This window comes from Streptomyces sp. NPDC026206 (genome assembly GCF_040638465.1).
GTDB lineage: Bacteria > Actinomycetota > Actinomycetes > Streptomycetales > Streptomycetaceae > Streptomyces.
Genome location: NZ_JBEZYL010000002.1, coordinates 558,494 through 576,752, shown reverse-complemented (window position 1 = coordinate 576,752; position 18,259 = coordinate 558,494). Strand labels below are relative to the sequence as shown.

14 protein-coding genes are annotated in these 18,259 nt (G+C 72.5%); 4 read left to right on the top strand and 10 right to left on the bottom strand.

Translation table 11 applies throughout. The features are described 5' to 3' along the window. Positions 1-42 precede the first annotated feature (42 nt). Positions 43-2,406, top strand: coding sequence for a Tex family protein (locus tag AB0F13_RS06010; RefSeq protein WP_362075826.1), 2,364 nt, complete (start codon positions 43-45; stop codon positions 2,404-2,406). 87 nt (positions 2,407-2,493) lie between these two features. On the opposite strand, the gene AB0F13_RS06005 is transcribed toward AB0F13_RS06010, so the two are convergent. Next, entirely contained in the window at positions 2,494-4,131 is a 1,638-nt protein-coding gene (locus AB0F13_RS06005) for an ABC-F family ATP-binding cassette domain-containing protein (RefSeq protein WP_362075823.1), read from the bottom strand. 455 nt (positions 4,132-4,586) lie between these two features. Next, positions 4,587-4,730 (bottom strand): hypothetical protein, encoded by a 144-nt coding sequence (locus AB0F13_RS06000; RefSeq protein ID WP_362075820.1) that lies wholly within the window; start codon positions 4,728-4,730, stop codon positions 4,587-4,589. A 162-nt stretch (positions 4,731-4,892) separates the two neighbouring features. Here AB0F13_RS06000 and AB0F13_RS05995 point away from each other — a divergent pair, with 162 nt between their 5' ends. Then, on the top strand, positions 4,893-5,846 hold the full coding sequence (locus AB0F13_RS05995; protein WP_362075817.1) for an FAD-dependent oxidoreductase: 954 nt from the start codon (positions 4,893-4,895) through the stop codon (positions 5,844-5,846). A 54-nt stretch (positions 5,847-5,900) separates the two neighbouring features. Here the strand turns inward: AB0F13_RS05995 and AB0F13_RS05990 are convergent, their stop codons facing one another. Further along, entirely contained in the window at positions 5,901-7,880 is a 1,980-nt protein-coding gene (locus AB0F13_RS05990; RefSeq protein ID WP_362075814.1) for a Xaa-Pro dipeptidyl-peptidase, read from the bottom strand. A 186-nt stretch (positions 7,881-8,066) separates the two neighbouring features. Here AB0F13_RS05990 and AB0F13_RS05985 point away from each other — a divergent pair, with 186 nt between their 5' ends. Further along, a complete protein-coding gene (locus tag AB0F13_RS05985; protein WP_362075811.1) occupies positions 8,067-9,587 on the top strand; it encodes a M1 family metallopeptidase in 1,521 nt (506 codons plus the stop codon). 153 nt (positions 9,588-9,740) lie between these two features. Then, entirely contained in the window at positions 9,741-10,484 is a 744-nt protein-coding gene (locus tag AB0F13_RS05980; protein WP_362075809.1) for a MerR family transcriptional regulator, read from the top strand. Between the two features lie 34 nt (positions 10,485-10,518). Here AB0F13_RS05980 and AB0F13_RS05975 read toward each other — a convergent pair whose 3' ends face one another. The 7 genes from AB0F13_RS05975 to AB0F13_RS05945 all read right to left on the bottom strand — a co-directional run bounded on the left by AB0F13_RS05975 (position 10,519) and on the right by AB0F13_RS05945 (position 18,258). Beyond that, complete coding sequence (locus AB0F13_RS05975) at positions 10,519-12,699, bottom strand: 3-hydroxyacyl-CoA dehydrogenase NAD-binding domain-containing protein (protein WP_362075806.1); 2,181 nt, start codon at positions 12,697-12,699, stop codon at positions 10,519-10,521. Positions 12,700-12,738: 39 nt separating this feature from the next. Further along, entirely contained in the window at positions 12,739-13,953 is a 1,215-nt protein-coding gene (locus tag AB0F13_RS05970) for an acetyl-CoA C-acetyltransferase (protein ID WP_362075803.1), read from the bottom strand. A gap of 35 nt (positions 13,954-13,988) precedes the next feature. Further along, positions 13,989-15,131 carry an acyl-CoA dehydrogenase family protein gene (locus AB0F13_RS05965; RefSeq protein ID WP_362075800.1) on the bottom strand — a complete coding sequence of 381 codons (1,143 nt, stop codon included), beginning with the start codon at positions 15,129-15,131 and terminating at the stop codon, positions 13,989-13,991. Then, positions 15,128-16,276: a CaiB/BaiF CoA-transferase family protein gene (locus tag AB0F13_RS05960; RefSeq protein WP_362075797.1), complete on the bottom strand. Its 1,149-nt coding sequence runs from the start codon at positions 16,274-16,276 to the stop codon at positions 15,128-15,130. The genes AB0F13_RS05965 and AB0F13_RS05960 overlap by 4 nt, the downstream gene beginning before the upstream one ends. Positions 16,277-16,379: 103 nt before the next feature. Beyond that, on the bottom strand, positions 16,380-16,736 hold the full coding sequence (locus tag AB0F13_RS05955) for an MmcQ/YjbR family DNA-binding protein (RefSeq protein WP_362075794.1): 357 nt from the start codon (positions 16,734-16,736) through the stop codon (positions 16,380-16,382). A gap of 83 nt (positions 16,737-16,819) precedes the next feature. Next, a complete protein-coding gene (locus AB0F13_RS05950) occupies positions 16,820-17,779 on the bottom strand; it encodes a dihydrodipicolinate synthase family protein (RefSeq protein WP_362075791.1) in 960 nt (319 codons plus the stop codon). Positions 17,780-17,793: 14 nt separating this feature from the next. After that, positions 17,794-18,258: a nuclear transport factor 2 family protein gene (locus tag AB0F13_RS05945; RefSeq protein ID WP_362075788.1), complete on the bottom strand. Its 465-nt coding sequence runs from the start codon at positions 18,256-18,258 to the stop codon at positions 17,794-17,796. Position 18,259: the final 1 nt, after the last annotated feature.

Below are 18,259 nucleotides of genomic sequence, written 5' to 3'. Positions count from 1 at the left end.
AATGCAGATCGCGGCTCGAATGATCCCGGAAGAAGGCAGAGCGTGATCGTGACGACGTCGACGTCGGTCGAAGGCAGGATCGCCGAGGAGCTCGGCGTACGGGAACGGCAGGTGCGGGCGGCCGTCGAATTGCTCGACGGCGGCTCGACCGTGCCGTTCGTCGCGCGGTACCGCAAGGAGGCGACCGGGGCGCTCGACGACGTGCAGCTGCGCGCCCTGGAGGAGCGGCTGCGGTATCTGCGGGAGCTGGAGGAGCGGCGCACGGCCGTCCTGGAGTCCGTGCGCTCGCAGGGCAAGCTGGACGAGGCGCTGGAGGCGCGGATCCGCGCCGCAGACTCCAAGGCCCGGCTGGAGGACATCTACCTGCCCTTCAAGCCCAAGCGGCGCACGAAGGCGCAGATCGCGCGGGAGGCCGGGCTGGAGCCGCTGGCCGACGCGCTGCTCGCCGACCCCGGCGTCGAGCCGTCGGCCGCCGCGGCGGCCTTCGTGGACGCGGACAAGGGCGTCGCGGACGCGGCCGCCGCGCTGGAGGGCGCCCGGGCCGTCCTCACCGAGCGGATCGGTGAGGACGCGGACCTCATCGGCGAGCTGCGCGAGCGCATGTGGTCGCGCGGGCGCATGGTCGCGAAGGTGCGCGAGGGCAAGGAGGAGGCGGGCGCGAAGTTCGCCGACTACTTCGACTTCACCGAGCCCTTCACCGAGCTGCCCTCGCACCGGGTGCTGGCGATACTGCGGGGCGAGAAGGAGGAGGTCCTCGACCTCGCCCTGGAGCCGGAGGCACCGGACGAGGCCGCCGTGGGCCCGAGCTCGTACGAGCAGATGATCGCCCGCCGCTTCGGCATCGCGGAACCCTGGAAGCACCGCCGCCCGGCGGACAAGTGGCTGGGCGACACCGTCCGCTGGGCCTGGCGCACCCGCGTCCTGGTCCACCTCGGCATCGACCTGCGGCTGCGGCTGCGGCAGGCCGCCGAGGACGAGGCGGTCCGTGTCTTCGCCGCCAACCTGCGCGATCTGCTGCTCGCCGCGCCCGCCGGCACGCGCGCCACGATGGGGCTCGACCCCGGTTTCCGTACGGGTGTGAAGGTCGCCGTGGTGGACGCCACCGGCAAGGTGGCCGCCACCGAGACCATCTACCCGCACGTCCCGCAGAACAAGTGGGACGCCTCCCTCGCCACGCTGGCCCGGCTCGCCCGCGAGCACGGCGTGGAGCTCGTCGCCATCGGCAACGGCACGGCCTCCCGCGAGACCGACAAGCTGGCGGCGGACCTGATCTCCCGTCATCCCGAGCTGAGGCTCACCAAGGTGATGGTCTCCGAGGCCGGTGCCTCGGTCTACTCCGCCTCGGCCTTCGCCTCGCAGGAGCTGCCGGAGCTCGACGTGTCGCTGCGCGGCGCGGTGTCCATCGCGCGGCGCCTGCAGGACCCGCTCGCCGAGCTCGTCAAGATCGATCCCAAGTCGATCGGCGTCGGCCAGTACCAGCACGACCTGTCCGAGGTGAAGCTGTCCCGGTCGCTGGACGCGGTCGTGGAGGACTGTGTCAACGGCGTCGGCGTCGACGTCAACACCGCCTCCGCGCCCCTGCTCTCCCGCGTCTCCGGCATCGGCGCGGGCCTCGCCGACAACATCGTCACCCACCGTGACGCGAACGGTCCCTTCCGGTCCAGGAAGGCCCTCAAGGACGTGGCGCGGCTCGGCCCCAAGGCGTACGAGCAGTGCGCCGGCTTCCTCCGCATCCGCGGCGACGACCCGCTCGACGCGTCCAGCGTGCACCCCGAGGCGTACCCCGTGGTCCGCGCCATGGCCAGGGCCACGGGCGGCGCGGTCGGCTCCCTCATCGGCGACACGGCGACGCTGCGCTCGCTGCGGCCCGGCGACTTCGTCGACGACTCCTTCGGCCTGCCCACGGTCACGGACATCCTGCGCGAGCTGGAGAAGCCCGGCCGGGACCCACGGCCCGCGTTCAGGACGGCGACGTTCAAGGAGGGCGTCGAGAAGATCGGCGACCTGGCGCCGGGGATGCTGCTGGAGGGCGTCGTCACCAACGTCGCGGCCTTCGGCGCCTTTGTGGACATCGGCGTCCATCAGGACGGTCTGGTGCATGTGTCGGCGATGTCGAAGACGTTCGTCAAGGATCCGCGGGATGTCGTGAAGCCGGGTGACATCGTGCGGGTGAAGGTGATGGACGTCGATATTCCGCGTAAGCGGGTTTCGTTGACGCTGCGGCTGGAGGACGAGGCGGCGGCCAAGGCGGCGGCCGCGCCGCGTGAGCGCGGTGGCGCTCCCCGCCGGGGCGGCACTCCCCGCCCCCGCCGGGCGGACAACCGCGAAGCGGCGGCTCCCGCCAACGACGCCATGGCGGACGCCTTGCGCCGCGCCGGTCTGCTGGGCGGCCCGAAGGGCCGGTAGCCGGTAGCCGGGTGGGATTTTCCCCACCCCGCCCCTTCCCGTTTCTTGTCCTCGAACGCCGGACGGGCTGCCATTGCAGCCCGTCCGTCAGCGCTCCGTCACGCGGCCTTCGGCCACCTCAAGGCGGCGCGTCGTCGCCACGGCGTCGAGCATGCGGCGGTCGTGCGTGACCAGCAGCAGCGTCCCCTCGTACGAGGCGAGCGCCGACTCCAGCTGCTCGATCGCCGGCAGGTCGAGGTGGTTCGTGGGCTCGTCGAGGACGAGCAGGTTGACGCCCCGGGCCTGCAGGAGGGCGAGCGCGGCACGGGTGCGCTCGCCCGGGGAGAGGGTCGCAGCCGGGCGCAGCACGTGCGCGGCCTTGAGGCCGAACTTCGCCAGCAGCGTGCGGACGTCCGCCGGTGCCAGCTCCGGGACCGCCGCAGCGAAGGCGTCCAGCAGCGCCTCGCTGCCGAAGAACAGCGCCCGCGCCTGGTCCACCTCGCCCACGACCACGCCCGGCCCCAGCGCGGCGCTGCCCCCGTCCAGCGGCAGGCGACCCAGCAGGGCGGCGAGGAGCGTGGACTTGCCCGAGCCGTTGGCGCCCGTGACGGCGACCCGGTCGGCCCAGTCGATCTGCAGGTCGACGGGGCCGAGGGTGAAGGGGCCGCGCCGGGCCACCGCGCCGCGCAGGGTCGCCACAACCGCGCCCGAGCGGGGCGCGGCGGCGATCTCCATCCGCAGCTCCCACTCCTTGCGGGGCTCGTCGACGACGTCCAGCCGCTCGATCAGGCGTTCGGTCTGGCGGGCCTTGGCCGCCTGCTTCTCGGTCGACTCGGCACGCAGCTTGCGGCCGATCTTGTCGTTGTCGGTGGCCTTGCGGCGGGCGTTGCGGACGCCCTTCTCCATCCAGTTGCGCTGGGTGCGGGCGCGGGACTCCAGCGAGGCGCGGGTGTCGGCGTACTCCTCGTACGCCTCGCGGGCGTGCCGGCGCGCGGTCTCCCGCTCCTCCAGGTAGGCGCCGTAGCCGCCGCCGAAGAGGTTGATCTGCTGCTGGGCGAGGTCGAGTTCGAGGACCTTGTCGACCGTGCGGGCGAGGAACTCCCGGTCGTGGCTGACCAGGACCGTTCCGGCGCGGAGCCCGGTGACGAAGCCCTCCAGCCGCTCCAGGCCGTCCAGGTCGAGGTCGTTGGTGGGCTCGTCGAGGAGGAAGACGTCGTAGCGGCTGAGCAGCAGCGAGGCGAGGCCGGCGCGTGCGGCCTGGCCGCCGGAGAGGGCGGTCATGGGCCGGTCCAGGCCGACGGTGAGGCCGAGGGAGCCGACGACCTCCTCGGCGCGCTCGTCGAGGTCGGCGCCGCCGAGGTCGAGCCAGCGTTCGAGGGCGACGGCGTAGGCGTCGTCGGCGCCGGGTGTGCCGTCGACGAGCCCCTGGGTGGCGGCGTCGAGGGCGGCCTGGGCGGCGGTGACCCCGGTGCGGCGGGCGAGGAAGGCCCGTACGCTCTCGCCGTCCCGCCGCTCGGGCTCCTGCGGCAGATGGCCGACGGTCGCGGTCGGCGGGCTGAGCCGCAGGGTGCCCTCGTCGGGTGTGGCGAGACCGGCGAGCAGGCGCAGCAGAGTGGACTTCCCGGCGCCGTTGGCTCCGACGAGACCGATGACCTCGCCGGGCGCGACGACGAGGTCGAGCCCGGAGAAGAGCGTACGGTCGCCGTGTCCGGCGGCGAGGTCCTTGGCGACGAGGGTGGCACTCATGAGACCACGACTGTAGCCGCTGGGCCGTGCCGGACCGAACCGGATTTCTTCCGGCGGGCACCCGCGTGACCAGCGCCTCACCGTAGGTGCGGGCCACGACGGAAGCCGGGGTGCGCCGAGCGGTATCCGGTGCGCGCCCGCGGCGGCCTGTCGTCGAAGAGCGCGCGGGAGCGGGAGCGCCGCAGGCGTCCCGCCGCGTAGCCGGTCACCCACACCGGGCACGGCGACACCGCCTCCACGCGGCACCCCGGCAGCACGGGCGCAGCCGCACCGCAGACGCACCGCCGCCCAGCCGGTCACCCACACCCGGCACAGCGACACCGCCTCCACGCGGGCCCCCCTGCACCGCGGGCGCAGCCGCACCGCAGACATCCCCCCCACCCAGCCGGTCACCCACACCCGGCACAGCGACGCCACCTCCACGCGGGCCTCGCCGGCGGTCGTGCCGAGCCCGGTCAGCCGGCGCCCGCCCTCCGGCCAGCAGCGGCCGCACCTGCGGGGTGGGGGCGGGCGGGCGGTGGCCCCGCGTCGAGCGGGTGGACCGCGCCGGCGCCGGCGAGGCGGAGCAGCAGGGGTATGCCGTCGATCACGAAGTCCATGCGTCCCCGGTGAACTTCGTGTCCGTCACCGCCCGGCGCGGCGCCCACGCGGCTCGCCGGCGCCGGCGCGAACGTCGCGTACTCCACCACCGTGCACGCGGTGTTCCCACCGGTGTGCCGCTTCGAGCCCGGCGGCGGTGTTTTCGCCTGTACCGTCGGCGCATGGCAAGCGATGTGATCGTGATCGGTGCCGGGGTCGCCGGGCTGACCAGCGCGATCGTGTTGGCGGAGCGGGGTCGCGAGGTCGAGGTGTGGACGTGTTCGCCGCCCTCGGAGACCACGTCCGCGTTGGCCGGAGGGCTGTGGTGGCCCTATCGGATAGAGCCCCGGGAGGCGGTCGGCCGCTGGGCGCTGCGCTCGCTGGCGGTCATGACGGGGCTGGCCGGGCGTCCCGCGGAGACCGGCGTGCGCCTGGTCGGTGGTACGCACGCGGGGCTCGCACCGGCGGAGCTGGGGGCGTGGGCGGCCGGGGTGCCGGGGCTGCGGGCGGTGCAGGCGGACCGGTTACCGCGCGGCTACGACCGTGGGGTGCATGCCTGCGTTCCCCTGCTGGACATGGCGACGCACCTGGCCTATCTGCAGCGCCGGCTGGCGGCGGCGGGCGGCTCGGTCGTCGTGCGCCCGGTCTCCTCGCTCTCCCAGCCGGCCCGGGCGGCCCGGCTGGTCGTCAACTGCGCGGGGCTCGGCGCCCGCCACCTGGTTCCCGATCCCTCGGTCCACCCGGTGCGGGGCCAGCTGGTCGTGGTCGAGGATCCGGGGATCGACGAGTGGTTCACGGTCGTCACCGACGGCAGGGCGGACCCGCTGTACGTGCTGCCGCAGCCCTACGGAGTCGTCCTCGGCGGCACCGCGGGCGAACACGTGTGGGACCGTACGCCGTCGCCCTGCACGGCCCAGGCGATCATCGGCCGCTGCTCGCGCGTCTTTCCCCGGCTCGGCCAGGCCCGCGTCCTCGCGCACCGCGTGGGGCTGCGCCCGGCGCGCCCGCGCGTCCGGCTGGAGGCCGAGCGGCTGCCGTGCGGTACGCGGGTGGTGCACAACTACGGCCACGGCGGGGCGGGCATCACGGTCTCCTGGGGCTGTGCGCTGGAGGCCGCGGACCTGGCGGAGGGCTGAGGGGGCCGAGGAGGGCCCGTGGGGCTCCCGCCCGGAGGGGGAGCCCCACACCGCTCAGGGAAGGTGCAGCGGGGCCGGCGGGCGCAGGCCGTGCGGCGGGGTGTCCGTACGGCCGGGCGAGCGGCCGCCCCCGGTGGCGCGGGCGAAGGCCTGGGGCCCGCCGACGAGCGGGAGGCTCGCCGAGGTGCGGCGCAGGTCCACCGTCAGACGCGGGGTCGTGGAGGCCGGTTCGACCAGGTTCGCGTCCGTGCCGGCGACGATCAGGGCCAGGCGGTGGCCCGCCGGGACGATGTGGTCGGTGGCGGCCAGGTCGAGGGTGACGGTGTAGGGCCTGCCGGGCGTCAGCGGGCCGCCGTGGGCGAGGTTCGCGTAGTGGCCGAGGTCGGCCCAGCCCCGGCTGAAGACGGTGTGGCCGACCTTCTCCTTGTCCGCCTCGGTCCGTTTGAAGCAACCGGTGTCGGTGGTGGTGCCGTTGCCCCAGCACGTGCGGTCGGCGAGGGTGAGGATGCCCTCGCCCCGCGCGGTGTAGTCGCGGATCTCGGCCGGCCCGAGGTCGACGAGGACGGCCGACAGATGGGCGGAGGTGGTGGACGGGGTGACCGTCAGGCGCACCGTCGACGAGCCGGACAGTCGCAGGTCCTGTGCCAGCGGGAGGGTGGTGAAGCCTGCTTTGGACGGTGTCGGTTCGTCGATGCGGGCCGCCCAGTCGCTCTCGTTCAGCCTGGGGTCGTCGGTGAAGGCCTGTGTCGCGCCGTCCGGGGCGGGTTCGGTGCCCAGCGTGCCGACGCCGGGCAGCGGGCCGGCGGCCGGGCGCAGCGTAGTGGGCCGTGCGGCGCGCGGCGGCCAGAGGCGGTCGGTGGACCACTGGTCGGGTGCGCGTTCGATGTCGGCCATCGGTTCGCGCTCGATGCCGTTGTCGTAGCCGAGGAGGTAGTGGTCGAACCAGCGGTGCAGGGTGCGCACCCAGGCGTCACGACGGAAGTCGAACGGGTCGACGTGCCCGGTCTGGGAGAGCCAGACCTTGCGCTCCACGCCCTGCTCGGCGAGTGCGTCCCACCACTGGCCGAAGTGCTTGGTGCGGACGTTGAGGTCCTGCATGCCGTGGACGGCCAGGACGCTGGCGCGGACCTTGTCCGCGTCCTTGACGTAGTCGCGCTCGCTCCACAGGGCCGTCCAGTCGCCGTTGCGGGGTGCTCCTTCGACGAGCCGGCGCTGTACGGCCTGGCAGCGGCCGCGGGCCTCCGGGCTCTCGACGCCGTCGGCTAGGCCGTCGGGTCCGCTGCCGAAGAGTGCGGCGCCCTGGGCGAAGTAGTAGTCGTACCAGGAGCTGATGGCGCCGATGGGGACGATGGTCTTCAGGCCCTTGACGCCGGTGGCGGCGACGCCGTTGGCGACGGTGCCGTCGTAGCTCTTACCGATCATGCCGACGTCGCCGGTGGTCCAGCCGGCGGTGACACCCTTGCGGCCGGTGCGGGAGGCATAGCCGCGGGCGCGGCCGCCCAGCCAGTCGACGACGGCTTTGGCGGACTGGATGTCGGAGCGGCCGCCGATGTCGACGCAGCCGTCGGAGCGGTTGGTGCCGGCGAGGTCGACGAGGACGACGGCATAGCCGCGCGGCACGAAGAAATTGTCGTAGTACAAGGGGAATTGAACGAGGTTCCCCTGTGCGTCGTAGGTCTTCTTCTGGCTCTCGTTGCCGCGCCCGCAGCAGGAGTAGTACGGGCTGGCGTCCATGATGACGGGCACCTTGCGGCCCTGCTCGGCGGCTTCCCGGGGCCGGATGATGTCGACGGCGACGCGGTCGGTGCGGCCGTCGCCGTCACCGTCGACGCGGGTGTCCACCCATACGGACTCACGGATGGCGTGGTCGTAGGAGTAGACGGGTCTGCTCTCGCCCGGCGCTTTCACGCCGTCCGGGACGGGGGCCGCGTGGGCGGCGCCCGGCGCCGTGAGAAGCACGGCCATCAGGGCGGCCAGGGCCGCCAGTACGGGCTTTGTCCAGGGTATGCGGGTGTTTCCCGCGCGTATGGGCACTGCCGGACGGTAGCGCGGTCAACTCCTGGGCAGGAAGGGGCCGGCGGTGGTCCAGGGGTGGCCGGGAGCCCATTGATGGCAGGCATATGTCGATCACATGTCGGGACGCACCATGGACATGGCCATGACGGTGATGAGTACATAGGCTGCGATTGATCGTTCGCCCCCTACGAGTTGGAGTGACTCGTGCGTCACAGACTCATCGTTCCGAGCGCGGCCGCCGCCTTCCTGATGCTGGCGATCCCGGCATCGGCTGCCGACGCCACGCCGGGTGCCCCGGGTGCCGGGGACTCCTACTACCCGGCTTCCGGGAACGGCGGCTACGACGTCTCCCACTACGACCTGCGGCTGAAGTACCAGCCGAAGACAGACAAGCTGGAGGGCACGGCGACGCTGAGCGCCACCACCACCCAGGCCCTGTCCCGCTTCAACCTGGACTTCGCGCTGGACGTCAGCGAGGTGCTGGTCAACGGCAACAAGGCCACATTCGCCAAGTCCGGCGACCACGAGCTGGAGATCACGCCGTCCTCCGCCCTGGAGCAGGGCAAGGAGATCACCGTGGTCGTCCGCTACAGCGGCGTGCCCTCGACAGTGAAGATCGGCGGCTACTCGGCCTGGCAGCGCACGCCGGACGGTGCGGTGGTGGCCAACGAGCCCGAGGCCGCCGCCTGGTGGTTCCCCAGCAACGACCACCCGCGCGACAAGGCGACCTACGACATCTCGGTCTCCGTGCCGGACGGTCTGCAGACGGTCAGCAACGGCGAGCTGAAGTCGCAGACCTCGAAGCTGGGCTGGACGCGCTACAACTGGCGTTCGACCAAGCCGCAGGCCAGCTACCTGACGACGCTGGCCATAGGCAAGTTCGACATCATCACCGGCAAGTCGTCGACCGGCCTGCCGGTCCTCAACGCGTACAGCAAGGACCTCGGCGACAACCTCTCCTCGGCCAAGGCCAGCGTCGAGCGCTCCGCCGAGGTCATCGACTGGGCGAGCGGCGTCTTCGGCCCGTACCCGTTCAACGCCATCGGCGGATACGTGGCCAACGTCAAGACCGGTTACGCCCTGGAGACCCAGACCCGGCCGTACTACAGCCCCTCCAGCTTCTCGAACGGCTCGAACGTCTCCCTGATCGTGCACGAGCTCGCCCACCAGTGGTTCGGCGACAACGTCTCGGTGAAGGACTGGCGGGACATCTGGGTCAACGAGGGCTTCGCCACGTACGCACAGTGGCTGTGGTCGGAGAAGGAGGGCGAGGGCACCGCCCAGGAGCTCGCCGACTACATCTACACGGGTATCCCGGCGGACAACGCGTTCTGGAAGGTCAAGCCGGGCGACCCGGGCGCGGACAACCAGTTCCACAACGCCGTCTACAACCGGGGCGCGATCGCCCTGCAGGCCCTGCGCAACAAGGTCGGTGACAAGGCCTTCTTCGCGATCCTCAAGGGCTGGCAGACCGAGAACAAGTTCGGCAACGGCTCGGTGCAGGACTTCGTGAAGTTCGCCGAGAAGAGCTCCGGCAAGCCGCTGCAGAAGCTCTTCGACACCTGGCTGTTCACGGACTCCAAGCCGAGCGCGGCCGTCGCCGCCAAGGACGGCATCGGCAAGGCCGCGACGGGCGCCAAGGCGAGCAAGTCCCTCACGGGCAAGGCCGCCGAGCCCAAGTCGTGGAAGAAGATCGAGGACGCACAGCGCTCCCACCGGCACTGACCGGTCGTACGGCAGGGCCCGTCGCACCCGGCGACGGGCCCTGCCGTGTGTCCGCGGACCGTTCGCGAGGTTTCACAGCAGTGGTGGCACAGCAGTGGTGGCACAGCAATACTGTTGGGCCCGAAGGGCGTGACAGAGAGCGAGGCACCGCCGATGGCCACAGGCGCCGAGGACACCGAGGTGACCCACCTCACCGTCGACGAGTTGGCCGCCCGTGCCGGGGTCACCGTCCGCACGGTGCGCTTCTACGGCACCCGGGGCCTGCTGCCCCCGCCGGAGATCGGCCCGCGCCGGGTGGGCCGCTACGGGCCGGACCACCTCTCGCGGCTGGCCCTGATCGAGGAACTGCAGCACCAGGGCCTGACGCTGGCCGCCATCGAGCGCTACGTACGGCGCCTCCCGGACGACCTGAGCGCGCACGACCTGGCCATTCACCGCGCTCTGGTGGCCTCCTGGACCCCCGACGAGGCCGAAGTCGCCACGCGCGCACAGCTGGAGCGGCGGGCCGGCCGGTCCTTGACCGAGGAGGACATCGACCGGCTCGCCGCGATGAACGTCCTGGAGCGCGGCGCGGCCGCCGAAACGTCCGACGCCTTCCGGGTGGACCCGGGCCTGCTGGGGCTGGGGGTGCAGCTGCTGGACGTACCGATCGCGCTGGAGACGATCCTGGCGGCCCGGGCGGTCCTGCTGGAGCACGCCCGTTCGACGGCCCGGGAGCTGACGCGCCTGTTCCACGACGAGGTGTGGGGGCCCTACCGGGAGCAGGAGAGCGACCCGGCGGAGGTCGAGGCGATGAAGTCGCTGTCGGCCCACATGCAGCCGCTGGTGGTGCAGGCGCTGGTGACCGCGTTCCAGCGGTCGCTCAAGGAGGAGCTGAGGGCGACGTACGGGGGCTGAGGGCCGGGCCCCCGCACGCCGGGGCCGTCCGGGATCAGTCGGTGAAGGTCTCGCCCTTCTCCGCCTTGTCCAGCAGCAGCGCGGGCGGCGCGAACCGGTCGCCGTACGCCGCCTGGAGCTCGCGGGCCCGCGCCACGAAGCCGGGCAGGCCGCCCTCGTAGCCGTTGATGTACTGCAGCACACCGCCGGTCCAGCCGGGGAAGCCGATGCCGAGGACCGAGCCGATGTTGGCGTCGGCGACCGAGGTCAGTACCCCCTCCTCCAGGCAGCGGACCGTGTCCAGCGCCTCCGAGAAGAGCATCCGCTCCTGCATGTCGATGAACGGAATCTCGGCGTCCGCCCGGCCGAACTGCTCGGCCAGCCCCGGCCAGAGGCCGGCCCGCCTGCCGTCCGTGTACTCGTAGAAGCCGGCCCCGCCGCTGCGGCCCGTCCGCCCGAACTCGTCCACCATGCGGTCGATGACCGCGTCGGCCGGGTGCGGCTCCCAGGTGCCGCCGGCCGCCTCCACCGCGCGCCTGCTCTCCTCGCGGATCCTGCGCGGCAGGGTGAGGGTCAGCTCGTCCATCAGGGAGAGCACCTTGGCGGGGTAGCCGGCCTGGGCGGCGGCCTGCTCGACGGAGGCGGCGGGGACGCCCTCGCCGATCATCGCCACGCCCTCGTTGATGAACCGGCCGATGACGCGCGAGGTGAAGAAGCCGCGCGAGTCGTTGACCACGACGGGGGTCTTGCGCAGCTGCCGGACCAGGTCGAAGGCGCGGGCCAGGGCCTCGTCGCCCGTCCGCTCCCCCTTGATGATCTCCACCAGCGGCATCTTGTCGACGGGAGAGAAGAAGTGCAGCCCGACGAAGCCGGACGCCCGCTCGACACCCTCGGCCAGCTGCGTGATGGGCAGGGTGGAGGTGTTGGAGCACAGCAGCGCGTCGGGCTCGACGACGTGCTGGACCTCCTGGAAGACCTTGCGCTTGAGCGCCGGGTCCTCGAAGACGGCCTCGATGACGGCGTCACAGCCCGCCAGGTCGGCGACGTCGGCGGTCGCAGTGATGCGGGCGAGGAGCTCGTCGCGCTTCTTCTCCGTCGTACGGCCCTTGGCCAGCGCCTTGGCGAGCAGGCCCGCGGAGTAGGCCTTGCCCTTGCGGGCGCTCTCCACCGAGACGTCCTTGAGGACGACCTCGATGCCGGCCCGCGCGCAGGAGTAGGCGATGCCCGCGCCCATCATGCCCGCGCCGAGGACCGCGACCTTGCGCACGGTGCGGGGCTCGATGCCCTGGGGGCGGTTGGCGCCGGAGTTGACGGCCTGCAGGTCGAAGAAGAACGCCTGGATCATGTTCTTGGCGGTCTGCCCCGTGACCAGCTCCGTGAAGTAGCGGGCCTCGATGACCTGCGCGGTCTCGAAGTCGACCTGGGAGCCCTCGACGGCGGCCGCCAGGATGTTGCGGGGCGCCGGGTAGGGGGCGCCGCCGGTCCGCTTCTTCAGCGTGGCCGGGAAGGCCGGCAGGTCGGCGGCGAAGCGCGGGCTCGCCGGGGTGCCGCCGGGAATCCGGTACCCCTTGGCGTCCCACGGCTGCTGAGAGCTCGGGTGCGCGTCGATGAACGCGCGGGCCTTGGCGGTCAGCTCGTGGGCATCGGCCGCCACCTCGTGCACGAGCCCGGCCTCCAGGGCACGGCGGGGGTCGTACTGGGTGCCCTGCAGCAGCACCTTCAGCAGCGCGTCCGCGATGCCGAGGAGCCGTACGCTGCGGGTGACGCCACCGCCTCCGGGCAGCAGGCCGAGGGTCACCTCGGGCAGGCCGATCTTCGAGCCGGGCGCGTCCAGGGCCACCCGGTGGTGACAGGCCAGGGCGATCTCGTAACCGCCGCCGAGTGCCGCGCCGTTGATGGCCGCCACCACGGGCACGCCGAGGGTCTCGATGCGGCGCAGGTCACGCTTGACCGTCATACCCGCTTCAAAGACGCGTTCGGCGTCGGCGGGAGTGGCGGCGATCAGCTCGCGCAGGTCACCGCCCGCGAAGAACGTCTTCTTGGCGGAGGTGACGATGATGCCGCGCACGGACTCCGGATCTGCTCGACGCTCCTCCTCCAATCGGTCGGCGACCGCGGTGAGGGACGCCTTGAAGGCGTCGTTCATGGTGTTGGCGGACTGCCGGGGGTCGTCGAGGACGAGGGTGACGACACCGTCGTCGCCGCGCTCGTAGCGGATGGTGGTGGGCTTGCTCATCTGCTGCTCTCCATAAGGGTTGGGCGGGGAGGGGAACAACTACACGCGCTCGACGATCGTGGCGACCCCCATGCCACCCCCCACGCACAGCGTGACCAGCCCGTACCGGCCGTCCCGCCGCTCCAGCTCGTCGACGACCGTCCCGAGCAGCATCGCCCCGGTCGCCCCCAGCGGGTGCCCCATCGCGATCGCCCCGCCGTTGACGTTGATCCGGTCCAACCCGATCCCCATGTCCTTGGCGAAGCGCAGCACCACGGCCGCGAAGGCCTCGTTGATCTCGATCACGTCGATGTCACCGATGCCCAGCCCGGCCTTGGCGAGCGCCTTGCGCGTGGCGGGGGCCGGCCCGGTGAGCATGATCGTGGGGTCGGAGCCGGAGACGGCGCCGGCGACGACGCGGGCCCGGGGGCGCATCCCGTGGCGCTCGCCGACCTCGCGGTTGCCGATGGCGACGAGGGCGGCGCCGTCGACGATGCCGGAGGAGTTGCCGGCGTGGTGGACGTGGTCGATCTTCTCGACCCAGTGGTACTGCTGCAGCGCCACGGCGTCGAAGCCGCCCTGCTCACCGATGGCAGCGAAGGAGGGCTTGAGGGCAGCGAGCGTCTCGGCGGTGGTGCCGGGGCGGATGTGCTCGTCGCGGTCGAGGACGACGAGGCCGTTGCGGTCGCGTACGGGCACGACGGAGCGGTCGAAGCGGCCGTCCTTCCACGCGGCCGCGGCCAGTTCCTGCGAGCGGGCGGCGAAGGTGTCGACGCCGAGCCGGGAGAACCCCTCCAGCGTGGCGATCAGGTCGGCGCCGATGCCCTGGGGCACGAAGTTGACGTCGGAGTTCGTCATCGGGTCGGCGAACCAGGCGCCCCCGTCGGAGGCCATCGGCACCCGGGACATCGACTCCACGCCACCGGCGAGGACGAGGTCCTCCCAGCCGGAGCGGACCTTGGCCGCCGCGAGGTTGACGGCCTCCAGGCCCGACGCGCAGAACCGGTTCTCCTGGACGCCCGCCACGGTGTCGGGCAGCCCCGCGGCGATGGCGGCGATGCGGGCGATGTCGGAGCCCTGGTCCCCGACGGGGCTGACGACGCCGAGGACGATGTCGTCGATCGCGGCCGGGTCCAGGTCCGGGAAGCGCCGCCGGAGTTCGTGGATGAGGCCGACGACGAGGTCGATGGGCTTGGTGCCGTGCAGTGCGCCATTGGCCTTGCCGCGCCCGCGCGGGGTGCGGATCGCGTCGTATACGTACGCTTCGGTGCTCAAGGTCGAAAGCCTTTCCGAGGTCTGAGAGGGCGGGGTCAGGACAGCAGGGAGCGGCCGATGATCTCCTTCATGATCTCGGTCGTGCCACCGTAGATCGTCTGGATCCGGCCGTCGGTGAAGGCTTTGGCGACCCGGTATTCGCTCATGTAGCCGTATCCACCGTGCAGTTGCAGGCACCGGTCGGCGACGCGCTTCTGCAGCTCGGTCGCCCACCACTTGGCCATCGAGGCGTGCACGGCGTCGAGCTCGCCCCGGTCGTGGTCGGTGATGCAGCGGTCGAGGAAGGCACGGGTGACGGCGCACTCGGTGGCCATCTCGGCGATCTCGAAGCGGACGTGCTGGAGCCCGGCCAGTGGCCGGCCGAAGGCCTCGCGCTCCTTGACGTACCGCGTGGTGATCTCCAGCAGGTACTCCGCCCCGGCGATCGCGGCGACGGCGATGCTCAGCCGCTCCTGGGGGAGGTTGTTCATCAGATGGACGAACGCACCGTCGCGCTCGCCCAGGAGGTTCTCCTTGGGGACGCGTACGTCGTCGAAGAACAACTCCGCGGTGTCCTGGGCCTTCTGCCCGACCTTGTCGAGGTTGCGGCCGCGCTCGAAGCCCGGCGTGCCCCGCTCCACCACGAGCAGGCTCAGCCCCTTGGCTCCGCCCTGCGGCGTCGTCCTCGCCACGACGACGACCAGATCGGCGAGGATGCCGTTGGAGATGAAGGTCTTGGAGCCGTTGAGCAGCCAGTGGTCGCCGCGGTCCTCGGCGGCGGTGCGGATGCCCTGCAGGTCGGAGCCCGCGCCGGGCTCGGTCATGGCGATGGCGGTGATCGTCTCACCGGTGCAGAAGCCGGGCAGCCACCGGCGCTTCTGCTCGTCGGTGGCGAGCGAGGTCAGGTACGGGCCGATGATGTCGTTGTGCAGCCCGACCGCGAGCCCGGAGGCCCCGGCGCGGGTGAACTCCTCGGTGAGCACGGCGCTGTAGCGGAAGTCCGCGTTGCCCCCGCCGCCGTACTCCTCGGGCACCGCGAGCCCGAGCAGCCCCTGGCGGCCGGCCGCCAGCCAGGCCTCCCGGGAGACGATGCCGTCCTTCTCCCAGCGCTCGTGGTGGGGGGTCACCTCCTTGTCCAGGAAGGTGCGGACGGTCGCGCGGAAGGCTTCGTGGTCGGCGGTGAAGACCTGACGCTTCATGAGTTCTCGCTGCCTTTCCGGGGCGCTGCCTGTACGAGTCCGGGGACGCCCCAGTCGCGCGCCACCTCGGCGGTGTCCGCGCCGGGCCGCGCGGGCGGGCGGCACAGCGAGGCGGGAGTGGCGGAGAAGCGCGGGGCGGGGGCGGGCTGGGTGACGCCGTCGTGATCGGTGAAGGTGCCGCGCGCGGCGAGGTGCGGATGCCCGGGGGCCTCACGCAGTGACAGCACCGGCGCCACGCACGCGTCCGAGCCCTCGAACACCTCGGTCCACTCGGCGCGGGTACGTTGCCGGAAGCGCCCGGCGATGACGGTGCGCAGCTCGCCCCAGCGGGCGGGGTCGTGCCGGGCCGGCGCGGTCTCCCCGATGCCGAGCAGCCTGGTGAACTCGGCGTAGAAGCGGGGCTCCAGGGCGCCGACCGCCATGTGGCCGCCGTCGGAGGTCTCGTAGGTGCCGTAGAAGGGTGCGCCCCCGTCGAGGAGGTTGGCCGCGCGCCGGTCCTGCCAGCCGCCGGCCGCCATCATGCCGTGCAGCATCGCGGTGAGGTGGGCGGTGCCGTCGACGATGGCGGCGTCGACGACCTGGCCGGTGCCGGAGCTGCGGGCGTGCTGGAGGGCGGCGAGGACGCCGATGACGAGGTAGAGGGAGCCGCCGGCGTAGTCGCCGAGGAGGTTGGCCGGGGCGCAGGGCGGGCCGTCGGCGGGGCCGGTCATGCCGAGGGCGCCGGTGACGGCGATGTAGCCGATGTCGTGCCCGGCGGTGGGGGCGAGGGGGCCGTCCTGCCCCCAGCCGGTCATCCGTCCGTAGACGAGCGCGGGGTTGCGGGCGAGGGCCTCGCGGGGGCCGACGCCGAGGCGCTCGGCGACGCCGGGGCGGTAGCCCTCGATCAGGATGTCGGCCCGGGCGGCCAGGCCGAGCACGGTGGCCGGGCCGTCCTGTGCCTTGAGGTCGACCATGACCGAGCGCTTGTTGCGGTTGGTGACGTCGTACGCGGGGTCGATGTGCAGCCCCGGGCCGCCGGGGCGGTCGACGCGGACCACGTCGGCGCCGAGGTCGCCGAGCAGCATCGCGGCGAACGGGCCCGGCCCGATCCCCGCGAGCTCCAGCACCCGCACTCCGGTGAGCGGACCGTTCCCTGCGCCTGCCATGCGGCCCCCACGTCCGTCGTCTTATGACATAACTGCTGTAACACTCGCGATGTTAAGAACGTGTTCCACCGTCCACAAGCCCCCTGCCTGCTCCTGCGGTCCGTCAGCCCGCGTCGAGTTCGGCGATGAGCCGCTTGGGGGCGATGGTGCGGTAGCTCTCCTCGACCCAGTCGCACAGCAGTGCGGCGGGCGCGCCGTCCGCGTCCAGAGGGATCGTCACCCAGCCGGACCTGCCCAGTCCGTAGCCGGTGGGGGCGGCGCCGGGGACGGCGAGGGCGTGGCCGTGGGCCTCCTCGTCCTTGAGTTTGACGGAGATGCCGGGAGCTTCGGTGTTTCCCTCCTCGCCGAGGAAGACGAAGATCTTCTTGTTGACCTTGACGACGCCGCCGTCGCCCCAGGGGAACTCTTCGACGGCGCCGGGGAGGGAGAGGGCGAATTCACGCACCTTCTTGCGGGACATGGGGTACCTCCGGGTAGCTGGGGGGTGGTGAGGTAGATGTTCCCCGATCCCGCCCCTTCCCGTAACTGGGGCTCCGCCCCGGCTTACAGCAGCCCGGCCTCCGCCAGCAGTCGCCGTACCTCCGCCACCGCCTCCGCCGACAACGCCGGCTGCGGCGCCGCCGTCGCGGGGCAGGCGATGACGCCCAGCAGATGCAGCGCCGCCTTGAAGCCGCCCAGGGCGGCCGCGCTGCCGCTCATCCCGGCCGTATCACCCGCGTCCACCAGGGCGAACAGCGCCGCGAGCCGGTCCTGTTCGGCGGCCGCCTCGGCCCAGCGGCCGGCGCGGGCGTGCCCGTACAGCCGTACGTAGCCGGCCGGGTCCACATTGCCCAGGCCCGGCACCACTCCGTGCGCCCCGGCCAGCAGGGCCGCGTCGACGGTCAGTTCGGAGCCGGTCAGCACGGCGAAGGTGCGGTCGAGTCCGCGGGCGCGCAGGGCGACGAGCAGACGGCGCAGGGCGCCGAGGTCGCCGCTGCTGTCCTTGAGGCCGGCCAGGGTCCCGTCCGAGGCGAGTTCCAGGAGCGTCGGCGCGGTGAGCTTGGTGTGGACGGCGGAGGGGATGTCGTAGGCGATCAGCGGCAGGTCGACGGCGGCCCGCAGGCGGCGGTAGTGGCCGGCGACCTCGGCGGGGTGGGTGCCGGTGTAGAAGGGGGCGGTGGCGACGAGTGCGTCCGCGCCGAGCCCGGCGGCGGCGTGGGCGTGGTCGAGGACGCGCGCGGTGGTCATGTCGATGACGCCGGCCAGCACGGGCACCCGGCCGGCGACGGTCCCGACGGTGCGGCTCAGCACGGTGCGGCGCTGAGCATCGCTCAGGTGGGCGCCCTCGCCGCTGGTGCCGAGCGCGAAGACGGCGCTCACCCCGGCCGCGAGCAGGCGCTCGACGTGTACGGCGAGGGAGTGGGTGTCGACGTCCCCGGCGGGGGTGAGCGGAGTACACAGCGGGGGCACGACACCGGCCCATGGCACAGGCGGCGGCAGGGGCAGCGGCACGGGCAGCGGCATGGACTCGGACCGCCTCAGGCCGTCGTCCTGCCGACCGCGTCCGGCGACAGCAGGCCGAGCTGGCTGAGCAGGCGGGTCAGGTCCCAGTAGGTCCGTACCAGGCGGATGCGGCCATCAGAGGCGAACTCCAGGACGGCGGCACCCGAGTAGGCGAAGGACCTTCCCATGGCCTGGGGGAAGTCCAGCTTTCCGTGGGCGCGGCGCAGCGTCCCGCTGACGGCCCACTCCACCGAGGCCCGGTCCCCGCTCACCAGACGGCTGCGCTCCTTCTTGACGAAGTCGGGCACCGCACCCACCCACGAGCTGAACTCCTCGGCGAGCTCCGTGTGCCCGCGCAGCACGCGCCCGGTCGTCACGTCCTCGTCGACCGCGTCCTCGGTGAAGCAGGAGAGGAACTTTCCGATGTCCTTCTCGGTGGGCGAGCTGATCCACGCCGTGATGCTGCCCGCCCGCGCTTCCAGGCCCGGTTCGTCGTGCATC